The following is an 18,542-nucleotide window of genomic DNA, read 5'->3' on the forward strand; positions in this document are numbered from 1 at the left end:
ATGCATGCAAACATCCAGGCGGCACTGTCGGCCTTCGACCTCGCCGCGCAAGAACGGCGCCTGCTGAAGATCGACTTTCCCCATGAAGATGGACCTGCCGGCGCCATCCTGCTGGTCAATTCGCTGACCGCCAGGGAGGAAGTGTCGCGCGACTTCCGTTTCGAGGCCGAATTACTGTCCGATGATGCGCATATTGCGCTCAAGGCCATGATGGGCCGCATGGTGACCATTTCCATGGTGCGCGACGATGGTACGCTGCGCTACTTTAACGGCTATGTGGGCGAGTTTTGCCTGCTGCGCGCCGATGGCGGCTTTGCGTGGTACCGGATGGTGCTGCAACCATGGCTGGCCTTCGCCAGGCTGCGCCAGGACAATGTGTCCTTTCATGGCCAAAGCGTAATGCAGCTGACCGAAACGACGTTTGCCCACTACGAGCAGCGCGACTGGAAAACCAGCATCCATGGCGACGATCCGCAGATCACCTGCGCCAACCAGCACAATGAAACCGACTACAACCACCTGCACCGGCGCTGGGAAGCGCTGGGCTGGCACTACTGGTACGAGCACCGCGCCGATGGCCATACGCTATGGCTCGCAGACAACAGCACCCTGGCTGACATGATCGCCACGGCGTCCGGCGACGGCGCCATGCGTTTTCACTCCGAGTCGGGTTCCATGGAAGACGATGGCTTGCAACAGTGGCAAGCCGTGCGCCGGATCGGCTCCGGGCAACTGACCTTGGCCAGTTTCGACTATAAAAATCCGCAACCGCGCCTTGCCAGCGGCTACTCGCTGAATCGCCAGGGTGATGTATTTGCCCACGAACTGTATGAAAACACGGGCGCCTATGGCTATAAGGATGTCGATGCCGGGGAAGCTCTGGCACAGCGCCGCATGGAAGAAAGCGACCATTTGCGCCAGTATTTCGAGGCGGCCGGCAATCACCGTGGCGCGCAGCCCGGTCTTTGCTTCCGGCTCAATGGACATTTCAGCGCCGAGGAAAAGCGCTATCAGCCTGGCGAGGAACGCCCGGACAGTATTGCCGAACGCGAGTACCTGATCCTGTCAGTCGAGCATAGCGCCAGCAATAATTATCAGGTCGGCCCGAACGCACCCTCCCACTATGTCAACAATATGCTGTGCGTGCGCCGGGACATCCGCTGGCGCCCGGGACGCGGCTACAACAGCACGCCATGCATCGTTGCCGGTGTACAGACGGCGCTGGTCGTCGGACCGGCCGGGGAGGAAATCCATACCGATGCACTGGGGCGTATCCGCCTGCAATTTCACTGGGACCGCCTCGGTGAATTCGATGAGCGCAGCTCGCCTTGGATACGGGTCATGATGCCGATGGCGGGTCCGCAGATGGGACAAATCGCCCTGCCGCGCGTGGGCCAGGAAGTCGTCGTGCAATTCCAGGACGGCAATATCGACCATCCGATTGTCATTGGCGTGGTCTACAATAGCGCCAATCTACCGCCTTGGCAACTGCCGCAGCAACGCGCCCTGTCCGGCTTGCGCAGCCGCGAACTGGGCGCCCGCAGCGCCAACCACCTTGTACTCGACGATACCAAGGGCGCGATCCAGGCGCAGTTGCGCAGCGAGCACCAGGATAGCCGCCTTTCACTGGGCAACATCACCCGCATCGACGACAACGCCGGCCGCAGGGAAGCGCGCGGTGTGGGCTTTGAATTGGCCAGCAGCGCCTGGGGCGCCCTGCGCGCAGCCAAAGGCATGCTGATCACCACAGAAACATCAACAGGAACGGGATCAGTCAAACAGCTCGACGAAACACAGGCCCGCCTGGCGCAGGCACGCCAACTGCAGCAGGGCTTGGCCGGCATGGCCATCGACGCGGGTGCGCAAGACAGCGCAGCACAACAGGGCGCCGTCGCTGAATCCATCCAGCGGCAAAACGCCGCCATCAAGGGTGCCGGCGGCGATTTCCCGGAGCTGTCCGAACCGCATTTGCTGCTAGCCAGTCCGGCCGGCATCGAGCTGAGCACGGCCCAGTCCATGCACCTGGCCGCCAGCGAGCATGTGGCGCTCACCAGCAGCAAGCATATTTCACTTGCCAGCGGTGACAGCATGTTTGCCAGCATCGCCAAGACCTTCAGCCTGTTCGTGCACAAGGCCGGCATGAAACTGATTGCCGCCAGCGGCAAGGTGTCCATCCAGGCCCATAGCGACGAGGTGGAAATCCTCGCCCAGAAAGTCCTGTCGCTGATCAGCGAAGCGGACTGGGTCAACATCAAGGGCAAGAAAGGCGTACGCCTGCACGGCGCCAACCACATGCTGGAAATCAGCGACAAGGTGCAGTTCTTCACCTCTTCCCCCGTGCTCTTCAACGGCAACCTGGAAACCTTGGCGCCGAAGAGCGTGTCGCAGGAATTTAATGAGCGGCCACACAGCAGTTTTGATCAGGAGGTCTTGCTAGTGAATGCCGACGATACGCCGGCCGTTGGCATTGCTTTTGAAATCCTGCGCGATGACGGCAACATGGCCGGCAAAAGCGCGGAAGACGGTTCCACGCAACTACAAAAATCCACCGGCATGGATAGTTACATTATTCGCTATAAGGGAGAACTGCCATGAGCAAATGTGATGACTTGAATAACCGCGGCAATCATCCTGCGAAGTTTAGTCAAGGCGTGGGAGGCTGGGCGGAACTCACCGTCTTGATGACGGAAACAAAAGATACCGCGCGACATGACGTCACCCTACCACCAGGCAAAGTAATTCCTGTCATTTTCTTACCAGGCGTGATGGGCAGCAATCTAAGGATGAGCAAGCTTCGCCAGGAAGAATTGCGCCGTTCAGACAATCGGGCCTGGCGACCAGACGATATGATGGGTGCGGGAGGCAAGACGGCAGTCCTCACAGGCAATGGCTTGGGTGGCTGGTTCAAAGATGCGTCGCCACGGCAGCGTCAATTGGTGTTTGACCCCACTGAAACAGAAGTCGAGTACTACCACTATACGGAGAGCAACAGCCGCTTCGATCCGGATGGCGCGGAAACCAAAGCTGCAGACGCACGGCATCAAAATGTGCCAGACAGCTTTACACCCATTCCTCCTTTGATGGGAACTAACAGGGTCGCGACAACAACAAGCCCGAATCAAGGTAAAGCTTGTTCATATCAAAGCCCAGCACAAATAGCCCGTTGGCGAGGATGGAGTGAAGTGTTATTTGCTGGTGCATACGGAACAATGTTGCGGGCCGCTGAATTACATCTCAATAACATGATTTCCGACGGTAAGCCACATCCGGTCTGGCGTCAAACAAATGGTCTTGGCACACTGCTTTTGCAAGATCCAACAAATTTTGGCGCGTCATCTGGCAAAGCCATTACCGTAAGCGATTTAAAGAAAATTTCTCCTTGCTGGTACCCCGTGCATGCGATGGGCTACAACTTTATCAAGAGCAATGGGGTATCCGCAGTCACTATTGCAGAGCGACTACGCGGCCTGGTCAAAGGCTACCAGGAACGCGGATTCAAATGTAACGAAGTCATCATCGTCACGCATAGCATGGGGGGCTTGCTGGCCCGTGCATTGATACACCCCAGCTATGGGAAGATGCTTGATGATAAAGATGTGAAAATTCTGGGCATTTATCACAACGTGATGCCAACCATTGGTGCCGCAGGGGCGTATAAACGCATGCGTTTTGGCTTTCAGGAAAGGGAAGGCTCCATAGCCGAAATAGAGGCCAGCGTTCTAGGCATCAACGGTATGCATGCCACCGCCATTCTAGCAAATGCACCGGCGCCACTGGAAATGATGCCTGGTGCGGCATATGGCCAGAATTGGCTGAAAATCGTAGATGCACAGGATAAAATTCTATGGAGCTGGCCTCGCGATAAGGCCACTGCATTGGAAAGCATTTATCTTCAGCCAGCCAATGCATGGTGGAGGCTAATCAATCCAAACTGGGTAAACCCTGCGGACCTCCCTTATGAAAAAGGCGGGGGTATAGAAAGAACAATGGAGCGAATAAAATATGCTTCAAAATTTCTATCGTCCATAGAGAAAAAATTCCATCCAAACACTTATGCAAGCTATTGCGATTCCAGAAATTTTTTAAGTTACGGCGATGTCGTATTTAAATTAATTGACGGTCTTTACAGCGGCTCTAACGATCCGTGGAATAAATTTGAGCCGCTACCTGAAAAATGGAAATTACTTGAAGATGATAGCAAGGGCCAACTCCTGGTTCAGGCCGGAGGAAAAAACTTAAAATTAAAGCTACAGCCAGCCAGTGCGCGCGGTGATGGGACGGTACCGTCAGACCGTTCTGCACGGCACATCACAGGCACACTTTTCGTACATGGCATGACGGAAGCGAATGGTTATGACCACCAGAACAGCTATGCCGATACAAATGTTATGGCATCCATGCTGTATTCCATCGTACAAATTGCCAAGACGGCAAAATGGGATTAATCCATGAATAATAAGATAAAGAAAACAATTTTTCTCACGATCACAGTTATTGCGATGGGATTCCTATCCGCCTACGCGAAAAAAAATTCAGCCAAGGAGATCATAATGCCTGAAAATTTCAAACTCAGCAAACGCCTGGAAACACTATTTTTAAAAACAAAAATTGTATGTTTCGGGCGCTATGCCCTAGAGGTTCCGCAAGAAGCACAACTCATATCAGGAGGAACAACAATTCTTTCAGAAATTAAAACCATACCAGGCGGAGTGACAGAAAAAAACGAACGCATTGCAGAAGAAATTGAAAAAATAAAAAAAAATGACCCAACCTCTGAAATTACATATAATGGAAAAGGTCCAATAGAAAATAGCTGGCAACTTCAATACTATGATGGAGAATTCGCCAAGGAAGATGGTCATTTAATTTTCAAGACATATATTATAAAAGGAAATCATATATTTATTCTTGATGGATCAACGAGAAAAGGTGAAACAATAGCAGATTCCATAGGAAATCAAATGGTCCGCGCTAATAACTTACGTCTGCACGATGAAAATGAAGTTCCCAAGGAACCCGGCTATTGCATCGAACATGGCTTCATGAGCGACAACAAGTATGAAAGTCAGGAGATGGCGGATGCAGGCCTGTATTTCCCCAGCTTTCCAGACGTGACTTTTTCCATTACATCGAATAAAAATGCATACGGTGACTACCCTCCGGCTGAATATGATGCAAAAGTACGTGGGGAATTATCATTACTTGCCCGCATCCAGCAGGCGAAAGATCAACAAGGCAAGAATTATCCTGCTCGCACGCTGCTACGCGAAGGCAAGCGTGACGTGCAGCACTGGCATGGTGAGGAATCGTTGATACGGCGTACCGATGGCGTGCATGATTTTGAATGGACACTGGTGGGTACGCCGCGCGATATCGCCTATCCATCGGTGCTGGAAGCATCCATGTACACCAAAGTCGCCCACAACATGGTCGGCGCCGCCGAAGCATCGTCGCTGACCGATGAGGAGGCGATTGCATTGTGGGACAAGCTGTTGTCCGGCCTGAAGTTCCGGGTGAAAGTGCCGGGTGCGCCGCCGGGTTCGTACTACATCGATCCGGACAAGCCAGCGCAGTGACAGCTGAATAAGCTCATGCTGGCGTGATGCAAGCCATTGCGCTAGCATGTTTCTTTTGCCCCGGAAGCTTCCATGCCCATCACCCTGCGCCCCGCCCTGCCCCTTGATATCGACGCCCTGTGGGCCCTGCGCACGGTGGCCGTGCGCGTCAGTTGCGCGACGCATTATGCGCCGGAGCAAATTACTGTGTGGACGGCTTCGCTCGTGCCGCCAGCTTATGCGGCCATGCTGGCTGCCGGTGGCGGCATCGTGGCGATGCAGGGCGAGGCCATTGCCGGCTATGCCATGCTGGACGTAGACAAACACGAAGTCGATGCCGTGTTTGTCGATCCCGCGCGCGCGGGGCTCGGTATCGGCAAGCGGCTGCTGGCGGCGCTGGAGCAACTGGCGCGCGGACGAGGCATTGCGCGCCTGCACCTGTCCGCGTCGCTCAATGCCGTGCCGTTTTACCAGGCCGCAGGATTTATCTCCTTGCGCGAGGAAGCGTATGCGCATCCGAGCGGCATCAGCCTGGCGAGCGTGGCAATGGAAAAGCAGCTGGTGGCGGCCTGAGACGTCAGTCTTTGCTGGCAGCAGCTTCGGACTCGGCCAGGCATTGCTGCAGCTTCGCGATCAGGGCGCACTTGCTCGTCGTCCAGGTCCAGCGGGTTAGCATTTCAATCCGCTTCCCACGCAATGCCAGCCGGTCGCGCGCCGCCCGTCTTGAAAAACGCGACGATAGCCCGCTGGCATTGTTCCACATCCACGCACCATGTTTCCGGATACACATCCACCTGGCCATTGGCCAGCAGATAGCTGCATTCGCCCGTTTCCTCTTCGTCTCCCAAGGAGTGAAAACTCAGGTCGTCCTGTCCCGACAGATACATCAGCCAGGCATTGCCGCCATTGCGCAGCATGCACAGGGCCGGGCCCTGCTCCGCAACTTCGGCCATGGTCAGCCACAGCTCGCACTGGGCCAAGGTGCGCGCTTCCAGCAGCGCCTGTTCCAGCATAGGGATGCTATCGACCACACGCGGCTCGCCATGCAGATTCAGTTCCATCGTCATGCTTTTTCCCCCCTCAGGTCATCCATGGCCAGTGCCGTGCTCAGGTACAGCTTGCCGCTCAGGTCGTGCAGCAGGCTGCTCTGGCGCAGGCGGTCCATCACGGGCCCCTTTACTTCGGCCAGGTTCAGGCTGATGCCGCGCTTGATCAGCGTGCTGTTGAGTTCGATCAAGCCCAGCAAGGCCGTGCTGTCGATCTGGTTGACGGCCGACAGCACCAGCACCAGGTGGCGCGCCGTCGGGTGTCCCCGCAGCTCGTCTTCCACGCGCTCCGTCACGGCTTCGACGTTGCCGAAGAACAGACCAGCATCGATGCGCAGCAGCAAGACGTCGGGCAGGGTTTGCGCTTCATAGCGCTCCACGTTGCGGAAGTGCTCGCTATTCGGGATACGGCCCAGCACGGCGATGTGCGGGCGGCTGGCGCGCCAGATCAGGGTGCCCATCGACAGCAGCACGCCAATCACCACGCCCGCTTCCACGCCCAGCACCAGCACGCCGGCCGTCGTCGCCAGCAGGGCCAGCGCATCGCTGCGGTCGTAGCGCCACGACAGTTTCAAGGTGTCCCAGTCCAGCAGGCTGCTGACGGCAAAGATGATGGTGGCTGCCAGCACGGGCAGCGGCAGCAGGGCCAGCCAGCCCGTGGGCGCCACCAGCGCCAGCGCGAGCAATCCCGCCGTGATGATGCTGGCCAGCGGCGTGTTGGCGCCCGCCTGGAAATTGACGGCCGAGCGCGAAATCGAGCCCGTGACGGGGAAGCCGCCCGACAGCGCGCTGGCCACGTTGGCCGCGCCCAGGCCCAGCAGTTCGCGGTTCGTATGCAGCTTTTCACCGCGTTTTTGCGCCAGGGTCTGGGCGGCGGACATGCTCATCAGGAAGATGATGAAGGCGATCAGCAGCGCCGGCGACAGCAAGGTGCGCCAATGGGCGCTCGAGGTGGCCAGGTTCAGGCCCGGCAAACCGCTGGGCACGTGGCCCGTCGTCTGCACGCCCATCGCTTCCAGGCCGCCATAGGCGACCAGCGCGATGCCGGCCAGCACCAGCGCCATCGGCGCCAGGCGCGCGCCCACGTCGGCCGCCACCTTGTTCAGGCCGCAGCGTTGCAACAGCCGCGACAGATAGCGCTTGGCCAGCCACAGGAACAGCAGGCCGGACAGCCCGAGCACGAGGCTGGGCGTGTGCCAGTGGGGCCAGGTGGCGCCCAGGAGCGGCGTGATCTGGCCCCAGATGATCAGGATCGCGGCGCCATTGCTGAAACCGCTGATCACGGGGCGTGATAAAAAACTGGCCATGAAGCCCAGGCGCAGCACGCCGCACAGCAGCAGGACGAGGCCGCTGATGAAAGCCAGCTGGGCGGCCAGCACGATATACAGGGAGGAGCCGGGATCGGCCAGCGGCGCCAGGGCGGCGGCCGTCATCAGGGAAACGATGGCCATCGGGCCCACTGATTGCGTCATGCTGCTGCCGAACAAGGCGTACAGCACGGGCGGCAGGATGCTGGCGTAGATGCCCACCACGGGCGGCAAACCCGCCACCAGCGCGTAAGCCATGCCTTGTGGCACCATCATCATGGCGACGACGATACCGGCAGTGATGTCTCCGGCCAACAGAGGACGCCGGTATTGCCTGAGCCAGAGCAGCATGGATGATCCCAAAATCTGAAAACCGAAGCCTATCATGCGACGAGGCCGGCTGACAGGGGGACGTACTTACTCTTGCAGCAATTGCGCCTTCACGGCGTCGAGGATTTCCGCCGATAACACCTCGTCATCGACGCAGCGCGCCAGCACCATGGCACCCACCATGGCGGCGAACGTGGCGATCGCCTGCTGGCGCCGCTCTTCCGGTGCGCCGTCGGGCAGCAAGCCTTCCAGCAGCGCGAACTGCTGCTGCGTCGCCTTCGTAAACACGGGACGCGCGCCGGGCGACATGCGCGCCGCATCGACGCCCATGGCGGCCGCCGGGCAGCCGCCGCCGGGCTGGTCGCGGTGCCGAGTGGTCAGGTAGTTGTCGATAATCGCCGGCAGCGCCCGCTCCGGGTCGCTGGCGGCCTTCGCCCGCCAGCCTTCCAGCGATTTCTCCAGGGCATGCTGGCACGCCTCGATCATCAAGTCTTCCTTGGACGCGAAATGGCCGTAGAAGCCGCCATGCGTGAGGCCCGCGTTCTTCATCAGGTCGGCCACGCCGATGCCGTCATAACCCTTTTCGCGGAACAATCTGGCCGCCACCTCCACGATGCGCTCGCGGTTCAGCGCCGCCTGTTCCCTGCTCACTTTCATGCTGCCCTCCCATATTTATGTCAATCATCATATAACTTTACGCCCGTTTTCGCCACTCTGTTAGCGAGCGCACCGTTTGATGCGGGTGCCGCGCCGATACTGGATCTTCGTTTACAAGGAGGCCAGCATGAACGAGAACAAGGACCAGTCCGCCGGCAATTTGCAGCGCAGCATCCAACAGGAGCAGGATCAGCACGATCAGCAGCACGATGCCGCCAAATCCGGCCAGGAAAGCAAGCCGCCCGTGCAGACGGGCCACCGCAGCCAGCCTGCTCCTCCCCTGCCCGCCCAGCACCTGGACAAGCCTGGCATCGAAGGCGAGATGCAGTTGCAACCGCGCTTCCTGGCGCCCGATTACTGCGGCAGCGGCAAGCTGGCCGGCATGGTGGCCGTCATCACGGGCGGCGATTCGGGCATCGGCCGCGCCGTGGCCGTGCTGTATGCGCGCGAAGGTGCCGACGTGGCCATCATTTACCTGAACGAACACGCGGATGCCCACGAAACGAAGCGCTACGTGGAAGCGGAAGGCCAGAGCTGCCTCCTGATTCCCGGCGACGTGCGCGACCAGGGCTTTTGCCAGGAAGCCGTCAGCCAGGTGTTGGCCAAGTTCACGCATATCGACGTGCTGGTGAACAACGCCGCCTTCCAGGAACATGCCGAGTCGCTGCTCGACCTGAGCGAGGAACGCTTCGACCTCACCATGAAAACCAATGTCTACGGTTATTTTCACATGGCCAAGGCCGTGCTGCCCCATTTGCAGCGGGGCGCGTCCATCATCAACACGGGCTCGGTGACGGGCTTGCAAGGCTCGAAGCACTTGCTCGACTATTCCACCACCAAGGGCGCCATCCATGCGTTTACCATGGCGCTGGCAGGCAACTTGCTCGACAAGGGCATCCGCGTTAACGCCATCGCGCCCGGCCCCGTCTGGACGCCGCTCAATCCGGCCGACAAGTCGCCCGAGGACATCCAGAAATTCGGCCAGGATACGGACATGCGCCGCCCGGCCCAGCCGGAAGAACTGTCGCCCGCCTACGTCTTCCTGGCCTCGCCCGCCTGTTCCAGCTACATCAGCGGCATCGTCCTGCCCATCACCGGCAGCGTGGGGGAATAAGCGATGGCGCGCGCACTGTGGAAAGGCGCCATCAGTTTCGGCCTCGTGCACATCCCCGTCGAGCTGATTTCCGCCAGTCTCGACCATGAACTGGACTTGTCCATGCTGGACCGGCGCGACTTCGCCCCCATCGGCTACAAGCGCTACAACAAGAAGACGGGCAAGGAAGTCGAGTGGGACGACATCATCAAGGGCTATGAATACAAGACGGATGAGTACGTGGTGCTGTCCGAGGAAGATTTACGACAAGCCAATGTGAAGGCCACGCAAACCATCGACATAGACACCTTTGTCGATGCGGCCGAGGTGCCGCTGACCTTTTACGAACACCCGTATTATTTGCTGCCCGCCAAGGGCGGCGAGAAAGTCTATGCGCTGCTGCGCGAAACCTTGCGCAAGGCCAACAAGGTAGCCATCGCCAGCGTGGTCATGCGCACCAAGCAGCATTTGTGCGCGCTCGTGTGCGTGGGCGACACCATCGTGCTCAACACCCTGCGCTACGCCGATGAAATCCGCCCCACGGATGACCTGGACTTGCCGCCCAACACCATGAGGGCGGCAGGTATTTCCGACAAGGAACTCAAAATGGCACTGTCGCTGGTCGAAGGCATGAGCGAGCAGTGGGAACCCCGGCAATACCACGACAGCTACCGCGAAGACGTGCTGGCGCTGGTGAAGAAGAAAATCAAGGCCAGACAGACCAAGACCATCACGCCGCCCGCGCCCGAGCGGGAAGAAGAGCAAGGCAGCAACGTCATCGACCTGGTCGCCCTGCTGCAGCAAAGCCTGGGCAAGAAAACGCCCGCCGCACCGGCCCGCAAGCGCGCGGCCTCGTCCACTGCCCGCAAACCGGCACCATCGAGGCGCAAGGCAGCCTGAACCACCCATGCGGCCCGGGAGAGTCCTCAATAATATAAATGCATTGACTTTGATCAAGCTTCTCGCTACGTTATGCACAGGCCTGCCACCCGGCAAGCCCTGTCATGCGTGCGGGAAAAAATGGATGCCGAGTTAGATCAGCTTATCCTCAACGGCGCCCCTGGCGGCGTTGTCATCACGAACGAAGAGCATGCCGTCGTGCGCTGGACGGCCGGGGCGCAGCGCATTTTCGGCTATGCCAGCGACGAAGCGCTGGGCCGCACGCTGTGGGAACTGATTTCCTTGCCCGGACAGGCGGAAGCGTCCCTGCTGATCAACGAGCAGCTGACCGTGCACGGCAGCTACGACCGCGAATCGCTGCGGCGGCGCAAGGATGGCGAGCTCATCTACGTCGATGTCGCGTGCCAGACGGCACAGGCCGGGGTGGACGCCCCCCGCTACCTGATTTCCACCATGAAGGACACGACCTTGCTGAAGGCGGCGCGCGACGCCCAGTTCGTCGACGTGCGCTACCGCGTGCTGTTCGAATCGACGCCGGACAGCGTCATCATGGTCAATGCCACGGGCGCCATCGTGCTGGCCAACCAGCAGGCGCAACGCCTGTTCGGCTACGCGGAAGGCGAATTGAACGGCAGGCAAATCGATAGCCTGCTGCCGCAACGCCTGCGCCATTCGCACGTGGCGCACCGCTCGCGCTATTTCGACCAGCCGCGCACGCGCACCATGGGCGCCGACCTGGAATTGCTGGGCTTGCGCAAGGACAACATCGAGTTCCCCGTCGAAATCAGCCTGTCGCCGATCCAGACGGAGATCGGCACCTTCGTCATCAGCGCCATCCGCGACGTCAGCGACCGCCGCCGTGCCGAGCAGAAGTTCCGCGGCTTGCTCGAATCGGCGCCGGACGCCATCGTCATCGTCAACGGCGATGGCGAAATCGTGCTCGTCAATTCGCAGACGGAACGCCTGTTCGGCTATTCGCGCGCGGAGCTGCTGGGGCGCAACGTGGAAGTACTGATTCCGGCCCGCTATGCACACGATCACCCGCGCCACCGCCAGTCGTTTTCCACGGCGCCGCGCGCCCGCTCCATGGGCGCGGGCCTGGAACTGTACGGCTTGCGCCGCGATGGCACCGAGTTTCCCGTCGAAATCAGCCTGTCGCCGCTGGAAACGGACGAAGGCGTGCTGGTCTCGTCGGCCATCCGCGACATCACCGAGCGCAAGCGTATCGAACGCACGCTCAACGAACAAAAAATAGAACTCGAGCGGGCCAGCCAGGCGAAAGACCGCTTTCTCACCAGCATGTCGCATGAACTGCGCACGCCGCTGAACGCCATCCTCGGCTTTGCCCAGCTGCTGGCCAACGAATCCTTGCCCGCCACCGTGCCGCAAAAGCGCGCCTTCGTGCAGAACATCGTCACCTCGGGGCGCCACCTGCTCACCCTGATCAATGAAATCCTCGACCTGGCTAAGATCGAATCAGGCAGCCTGAGCCTGTCGATGGAAGCGGTGACGCTGCCCGCGCTGATCGAGGAAGTGCGCGTGATGGTGGAAGAGCAGGCGCAGCAGCGTCATATCCACCTGGTTTTTCCCGCTTGCGAGCCGCTCACGGTCCGGGCCGACCATACGCGCCTCAAGCAAGTGCTGCTGAATCTGCTGTCGAACGCCATCAAGTACAACCGCCCGGACGGCAAGGTGGAGCTGGAAATTTCGCAGCCCGATGCGCAGCACGTGCGCATCGCCATCCGCGACACGGGCAAAGGCCTGGACGAGGCGCAGGTGGCGGAACTGTTCCAGCCATTTAACCGCCTGGGACAGGAGGCGGGCAGCGAGGAAGGCACGGGTATCGGCCTGGTCGTCACCAAGCGCCTGGTCGAACTGATGGGCGGCAACATGGGCGTGCACAGCTGCATTGGCGTGGGCAGCGTGTTCTGGATCGAACTGGGCACCACGGCCGCGCCGCCCGCCAGCCGGCAGCCGGACACGGAATATCTGCCCGAGCCCGCCGGCGACAGCGGGGACGATGACGGTGGCCAGGCGCTGCTGCTGTACGTGGAAGACAATCCGGCCAGTCTGCGCCTGGTGGAAGACATCGTCAGCTTCCTGCCCCACCTGCGCATGATCTCGGCCACCGACGCGCGCCAGGGCATCGCGCTGGCGCTGGAACGCCATCCCGACGTCATCCTGATGGATATCAATCTGCCCGGCATGAATGGCAACCAGGCGCAGCGCATCCTGCGCAACGATGCGCGCACGGCGCACATCCCCGTCATCGCCCTGACGGCCAACGCCATGAAGGGCGACATCCGGCATGGCCTGGCCTCGGGCTTTTTCCGCTACCTGACCAAACCCGTCGAGATTCCCCAGCTCAACGCTGCCATCGAGGAAGCCCTGCAACTGGCGCGCGCCACCCTGCCGCTCAAGCCGGAGGCGTAAAAGCCAGCTTTTTCATGGCCGCGTCGAGGCCTTTCGCGCTGCGCGCATAGCCGTCCCACGGGGTATTGCCCACGCCGAGACGGCTGTGCACATTGCCCACGTTCCACTGGTCGCCCGCCTCCAGCTCGTCGAGTTCCTCCCAGGCCAGCGGCACGGAAATGCCCAGCCCCGAGCGGGTGCGGGCCGACCACGCGCACACGGTGGTGGCGCCCCGGCCGTTGCGCAAATAATCGATGAAAATCTTGCCGACGCGATTTGCGGGACCGCTCTTGACGACAAACCGCTCCGGGATGTGCCGCGCCATGTGCGCCACGATGGCTTGCGAAAACGCTTTTACCGTGTCCCAGTCGTGCTTGGGCCGGATCGGCACGACCACGTGCAAGCCCTTGCCGCCGCTGGTTTTCAGCCAGGCGGGCAAGCCCAGTTCCGTCAAGAAGGCGCGCAGCAGCATGGCCGCTTCGCGAATGGCGGGCCAGGCCACGCCCTTGCCCGGGTCCAGGTCGAACACCAGGCGGTTCGGCGTGTCATAGGCGCTGGCCAGCGCGTTTTGCGTGTGAAATTCCACCACATTCCACTGCGCCGCGGACAACAGCCCTTGCAGGCTGGCCACTTCCAGCATGGGCGGGTGCTCCGGGTCCAGCCGTGCATCGAGCTGTTTGATGCCAGGCATTGTCGAAGTGTCAACATGTTTCTGAAAAAATAGCTCGCCTCCGACGCCAGCGGGTGCACGCACCAGCGACACGGGACGCCCGCGCAGGTGTACAAGCATCAGCTTGCCCACCAGCGCGTAATAGCACACCAGGTCGATCTTCCTGGCGCCGCTGTCGCTGTCGATCACGCGATCCGCATGACTGACCTTGAAACTGGCCGGCAAGGCACAGTCCGGCATGGATTTGCTCTCCATTGTCTTCTCCTTCTCGATTCGCCGCGCCCGCTCGCGCACGATGACGGCCGGCTTTTTATCTTCACGCATGCCGTGAAACACGGCATGGCGCACGGCGCCGCCACTGGTCCATTGCGCAAAACTCACTTCGGCCACCAATTGCGGCCGGACCCAGATGGGCTGGCGCACGCCGCCCGCCTTGCCTTCAAACGGACTCGTCTCGATGGCCAGCGCATCGAGCCGGCGCCGCAAGTCGCGCAGGCTGGCATCGTCAAAGCCGCTGCCCACATTGCCTGCATAGCGCAGCTTGCCCTGCTCATCATGCACGCCCAGCAACAGCGAACCGATCCCTTCGCGCGCGCCCTGCGGCGCCGTATAGCCGCCGATGACGAATTCCTGGCGCAGCCCGCATTTGAGCTTGATCCAGTCGCCCGAGCGGCGCATGACGTAGGGCGCGCCGCGCCGCTTGCCGATCACCCCTTCCAGTCCCAGGCGGCAGGCGTGGTCCAGCAGCCGCTGCGGGGCGGCATCGAGCGCGTCGCTGAAGCGCACCAGGGGCGACGCGGGCAAGCTCTGCAGCAGCCCTTGCAGCAGCGCCCTGCGCGCCTCGACGGGCTGGCCCCGCAGATCGTGGCCATCGAAGTACGGCACGTCGAACAGGTAATACACGATCTCGCTGGTCGTTTCCGCGTCGAACGCGCGCTGCAAGGCGCCAAAATCCGGGTGCCCGCTGGTATCGTTGACGACGATTTCACCGTCATACCAGCCGGGCGGCAAGCTCAACTGTTCCAGCGCCTGCCGCAACTTCGGCAGTTTTGCCGTCCAGTCATTGCCATTGCGCGTGATTAACGCAATATGATCGCCATCGCAACGCGCGAGGATGCGGTAGCCGTCGAATTTCACCTCGAAAATCCAGTCTTGCGCATCCGGCGGCGGTGCATCGACGAGGGTGGCTAGCTGGGGCGACAGGGTGGCGGGCAACTCGGCAGCCGGCGGCGCGGCAGCCACCTTGCGCTTGGGCATGGCCTTGTTCCTGACGCTGTCGGGGAACTCGTCCACGACAGAAAATTCCTGTGCTGGCCGCGCATAGTCGTCTTTTTCCTTGATCAGCAGCCAGGCAGGCTGCTTTTCGCTGCGTTTGTCTCCCCGGCCCTTCATGCGCACCAGCACCCACTTGCCATGCATCTTGTGGCCATGCAAGGTGAATTTCAGTTCGCCGGCCGCCAGCGCCTTGCGCGCATCGGGCGTGGCTGGCTGGGGCTGCCACGTCCCTTTATCCCAGATGATGACCTTGCCCGCGCCATACTGTTTTTCGGGGATCGTGCCTTCAAAGCTGGCATACGCAATCGGATGGTCTTCCACCTGCACGGCCATACGCTTGTCGCGCGGGTCGTAGCTGGGGCCTTTCGGCACGGCCCAGCTTTTCATCGTGCCGTCGAGTTCCAGCCGAAAGTCATAGTGCAAACGGCTGGCCCAGTGCTTCTGGATGACGAAGGTGAGCACGTCGTTTGCATCCTCGTCGCCACCTGCAGGCTCGGGCGTGACGGCGAAATTGCGTTTGGCTTGATACGTTTTCAAGGCGGCTTTCATGGCGGCCCCATGCGGTGATGATGGCTTCGAGTCTAGTCCGCTGCAGGTCATGGCGCGGTACGCCAGCTAACAGAGTGCCTGCCGCGGCAAATGTAAGTGTTTGTAATTAGAAAAAAACGTGTCAACGGTATTGCCGCACGGCGCGTTTTTGCCTCAGTGACAGGGGACTGATCTCCTGAACTACAACCCCACTTCTTGAGGAACTGCATCATGAAAAAACGCATTTTCAACTTGACCGCTACTCTGATCGCCGGCTTGTTCGCTACCGCAGCCTTTGCTCAAACGCCAGCCGCGCCTGCCAAGGCCGAAGCCAAGCACACCAAGGAAGTGGCAAAAGCGGAAGCCAAGGAAACCAAGGCCGTAGTCAAAGCCGATGCCAAGGAAGCGGCCGTCGTCGCCGATGCGAAAGCCGATGTTGCCAGCGCCAAGGCCGACGCCAAAGTCACCAAGGAAAAAGCCCATCACAAAGCGAAAAAAGCCAAGGCCAAGGCTGACGAAGCCAAAACTGAAGCGACCGCAGCAGCAGCCAAATAATCCATACAGCGCGTTTCATGCGCCATGTAAAAAGACAGCTTCGGCTGTCTTTTTGCATTTTTACACCGCCTTCTTCAATTAACGTCGCTTAAATCAGCCGATTGTAAGAAAGTGTAAACAAGGTCAACGGTAAGCTTCCGGGCCGCGTTTTATGCTCAGTGACACGGGAATCATCCCTGCACCAACAGACATACCAGACAAACCACCACTGAGGACTGCACCATGAAAAAACGCATTTTCAACCTGAGCGCTACCCTGATCGCCGGCCTGTTCGCAACCGCAGCCTTCGCCCAAACCCCGGCAGCTCCTGCAGCCGCTCCTGCAGCCTCGGTTCCTGCCAAAGTGGAAGCGGCCCATACCAAGGCTGTCGTGAAAGCGGACGCCAAGGAAGCGCAAGCCGTCGTCAAAGCGGATGCCAAAGAAGCGAAAGCAGTCGTCGCCGCAAAAACGGACGTGTCCAGCGCCAAAGCGGAAGCGGCTACCACGAAAGCCAAGGCACACCACAAGGCCAAGAAAACCAAGGCCAAGGCTGACGAAAAGCTGGCATCGGCCACCGCCGAAGCAGCACCAGCCGCACCTGCATCAGCCAAGTAATTCCCCACACAATCGCTTATCACTCGCCAGGAAAATACAATGAAAAAAGTTATCGCCACCCTCATCGCCGGCCTGTTCGCTACCGCAGCCTTCGCTCAAACCCCTGCCGCTCCGGCAGCCTCGGCTCCGGCCAAGGCGGAAGCTGCCCACACGAAAGCCGTGGTCAAGGCTGAAGCCAAGGAAACCAAGGCCGTCGTGAAAGCCGATGCAAAAGAAGCGGCCGTCGTCGCCGATGCAAAAGCAGACGTGGCCAGCGCCAAGGCCGACGCCAAAGTCACCAAGGCCAAGGCCCATCACAAGGCGAACAAAGCCAAAGTAAAAGCGGATGCGGCGAAAGCGGCGGAAACCGTTCCGGCAGCACCGGCAGCGCCAGCGAAGTAAGCGCGAACGACGCCACGCAAGCGCATCCGCCGGGTCTGCGCTTGCGTGGCCACTTCGCCCGCATTCCCAGGGACAGCTTCGGCTGTCCTTTTTGCATGGCGCGCCTTCATGCAAACTTCAGCGAACAAAGCAGCTTGTGCACGACAAAGCGGCGCAGATGGTGGACACTGGCACTCCAACCATCGCCGCGAAGCCTATTCCATGCGCCACCTGCTGCTGATTACCGCCCTGTCCCTGCCTTGCGCCGCCAATGCGCAAAACGCCCCCACCGCCCTCGAGCAAGTCCTGCTCGCCCAGGACCATGACAGCCATGGCGACTTGCGGGCCGTCGTCGTGCTGCGCAATGGCGCCATCGTCGCCGAACGCTATTACAACGGCGAGACGGCCGACACCCTGCACGACATCCGCTCGACAGGCAAGAGCATCACCGCACTGCTGGTGGGTGCGGCCGTGGCGCGCGGCCAGCTGGTGACGACAAAGACGGTGGGAGATTACTGGCATGAAGTGGCTGGCAGCCCGGCAGGCAAGGTGCTCATCGACGACCTGCTGACCATGCGTTCGGGCCTGGCCGCCTTCGATGAAGACGAGCAGTCGCCAGGCAATGAAGACAAGCTCGATGCGGCGCCCGACCCTGCCGCCTTCGTGCGCGGCGTGCCGTCTGCAACGGCGCCGGGCAGCACGTACCGCTACAACTCGCTGGGCGCGTATATCGCGGGCAGAGTGGTGGAAAGCGCCAGCGGCGCCGACCTGGAAGATGTCGCCGCCAAGGCGCTGTTCGCGCCGCTGGGCATCACGCGCTGGCGCTGGGGCCGCGACGTGGCCAACCATCCGAAGGGCCAGGGCAATCTGTCGCTGCGCGCACGCGACACGGCAAAAATCGGCCAGATGGTGCTCGACGACGGCGTAGTTGACGGCAAGAGGGTGATCGATACGGCCTGGCTGCACGCAGCGCTGGCGCCGCGCGTGGCCATCGGCGCCGGCGACCGCTATGCCGACAGCTACGGCTATTTCTGGTACGCGAAGACGCAGGACATCGGAGGCCAAAAGATCGCCGTGCATTTCGCCTCGGGCAATGGCGGCAACAAGATCTACGTGATACCTGCGCGCCGCATGGTGGTCAGCATCGCGTCCGACGCGTATGGCAAGCCCTATGGACAGCGCCGTTCGGAAGACATCCTGAAGGCCATCCTGAAGGCGGGTGCCACGCAGATGTAAGCGTTTGTAATGACCGTCAACGGC

15 protein-coding genes are annotated in these 18,542 nt (G+C 60.4%); 11 read left to right on the plus strand and 4 right to left on the minus strand.

Going from position 1 to position 18,542, the window contains the following annotated elements; genetic code table 11:
- From AC54AG_RS10455 to AC54AG_RS10470, 4 genes are all read left to right on the plus strand, one after another.
- Complete coding sequence (locus AC54AG_RS10455) at nucleotides 1-2,595, plus strand: type VI secretion system Vgr family protein (protein ID WP_496630263.1); 2,595 nt, start codon at nucleotides 1-3, stop codon at nucleotides 2,593-2,595.
- Entirely contained in the window at nucleotides 2,592-4,445 is a 1,854-nt protein-coding gene (locus AC54AG_RS10460) for an esterase/lipase family protein (RefSeq protein ID WP_496630264.1), read from the plus strand. The genes AC54AG_RS10455 and AC54AG_RS10460 overlap by 4 nt, the downstream gene beginning before the upstream one ends.
- A gap of 3 nt (nucleotides 4,446-4,448) precedes the next feature.
- Complete coding sequence (locus AC54AG_RS10465; RefSeq protein ID WP_254798354.1) at nucleotides 4,449-5,576, plus strand: T6SS immunity protein Tli4 family protein; 1,128 nt, start codon at nucleotides 4,449-4,451, stop codon at nucleotides 5,574-5,576.
- Nucleotides 5,577-5,648: 72 nt separating this feature from the next.
- Nucleotides 5,649-6,128: a GNAT family N-acetyltransferase gene (locus AC54AG_RS10470; RefSeq protein WP_496630265.1), complete on the plus strand. Its 480-nt coding sequence runs from the start codon at nucleotides 5,649-5,651 to the stop codon at nucleotides 6,126-6,128.
- A 104-nt stretch (nucleotides 6,129-6,232) separates the two neighbouring features.
- Here AC54AG_RS10470 and AC54AG_RS10475 read toward each other — a convergent pair whose 3' ends face one another.
- The 3 genes from AC54AG_RS10475 to AC54AG_RS10485 form a co-directional block, all read right to left on the minus strand.
- Entirely contained in the window at nucleotides 6,233-6,622 is a 390-nt protein-coding gene (locus AC54AG_RS10475; protein ID WP_331776146.1) for an Imm1 family immunity protein, read from the minus strand.
- Entirely contained in the window at nucleotides 6,619-8,259 is a 1,641-nt protein-coding gene (locus tag AC54AG_RS10480; protein ID WP_496630266.1) for a SulP family inorganic anion transporter, read from the minus strand. Before AC54AG_RS10480 ends, AC54AG_RS10475 begins: the two co-directional genes overlap by 4 nt.
- A 66-nt stretch (nucleotides 8,260-8,325) precedes the next feature.
- Entirely contained in the window at nucleotides 8,326-8,895 is a 570-nt protein-coding gene (locus AC54AG_RS10485; protein ID WP_034751992.1) for a TetR/AcrR family transcriptional regulator, read from the minus strand.
- 127 nt (nucleotides 8,896-9,022) lie between these two features.
- Here AC54AG_RS10485 and AC54AG_RS10490 point away from each other — a divergent pair, with 127 nt between their 5' ends.
- The 3 genes from AC54AG_RS10490 (at nucleotide 9,023) to AC54AG_RS10500 (ending at nucleotide 13,321) form a co-directional block, all read left to right on the plus strand.
- Nucleotides 9,023-10,009: an SDR family oxidoreductase gene (locus tag AC54AG_RS10490; protein ID WP_331776144.1), complete on the plus strand. Its 987-nt coding sequence runs from the start codon at nucleotides 9,023-9,025 to the stop codon at nucleotides 10,007-10,009.
- Nucleotides 10,010-10,012: 3 nt separating this feature from the next.
- On the plus strand, nucleotides 10,013-10,888 hold the full coding sequence (gene ku / locus AC54AG_RS10495) for a non-homologous end joining protein Ku (protein ID WP_496630267.1): 876 nt from the start codon (nucleotides 10,013-10,015) through the stop codon (nucleotides 10,886-10,888).
- Between the two features lie 120 nt (nucleotides 10,889-11,008).
- Complete coding sequence (locus tag AC54AG_RS10500; RefSeq protein WP_496630268.1) at nucleotides 11,009-13,321, plus strand: PAS domain S-box protein; 2,313 nt, start codon at nucleotides 11,009-11,011, stop codon at nucleotides 13,319-13,321.
- Here the strand turns inward: AC54AG_RS10500 and ligD are convergent.
- The gene (gene ligD, locus AC54AG_RS10505; RefSeq protein ID WP_496630269.1) at nucleotides 13,305-15,794 is read right to left on the minus strand and encodes a DNA ligase D; all 2,490 of its coding nucleotides are present in this window, start codon (nucleotides 15,792-15,794) and stop codon (nucleotides 13,305-13,307) included. The genes AC54AG_RS10500 and ligD overlap by 17 nt on opposite strands.
- A gap of 210 nt (nucleotides 15,795-16,004) precedes the next feature.
- Here ligD and AC54AG_RS10510 point away from each other — a divergent pair, with 210 nt between their 5' ends.
- The 4 genes from AC54AG_RS10510 to AC54AG_RS10525 all read left to right on the plus strand — a co-directional run bounded on the left by AC54AG_RS10510 (nucleotide 16,005) and on the right by AC54AG_RS10525 (nucleotide 18,518).
- Nucleotides 16,005-16,328 carry a hypothetical protein gene (locus tag AC54AG_RS10510; RefSeq protein ID WP_072453071.1) on the plus strand — a complete coding sequence of 108 codons (324 nt, stop codon included), beginning with the start codon at nucleotides 16,005-16,007 and terminating at the stop codon, nucleotides 16,326-16,328.
- A 222-nt stretch (nucleotides 16,329-16,550) separates the two neighbouring features.
- Nucleotides 16,551-16,922, plus strand: a complete 372-nt coding sequence (locus tag AC54AG_RS10515; protein ID WP_496630270.1) for a hypothetical protein — start codon at nucleotides 16,551-16,553, stop codon at nucleotides 16,920-16,922.
- 39 nt (nucleotides 16,923-16,961) lie between these two features.
- A complete protein-coding gene (locus AC54AG_RS10520; protein WP_034751953.1) occupies nucleotides 16,962-17,303 on the plus strand; it encodes a hypothetical protein in 342 nt (113 codons plus the stop codon).
- Between the two features lie 201 nt (nucleotides 17,304-17,504).
- On the plus strand, nucleotides 17,505-18,518 hold the full coding sequence (locus AC54AG_RS10525) for a serine hydrolase domain-containing protein (RefSeq protein ID WP_496630271.1): 1,014 nt from the start codon (nucleotides 17,505-17,507) through the stop codon (nucleotides 18,516-18,518).
- The last annotated feature ends 24 nt before the right edge of the window (nucleotides 18,519-18,542 follow it).

The sequence above is a fragment of the Janthinobacterium sp. BCJ23 genome (genome assembly GCF_059617945.1).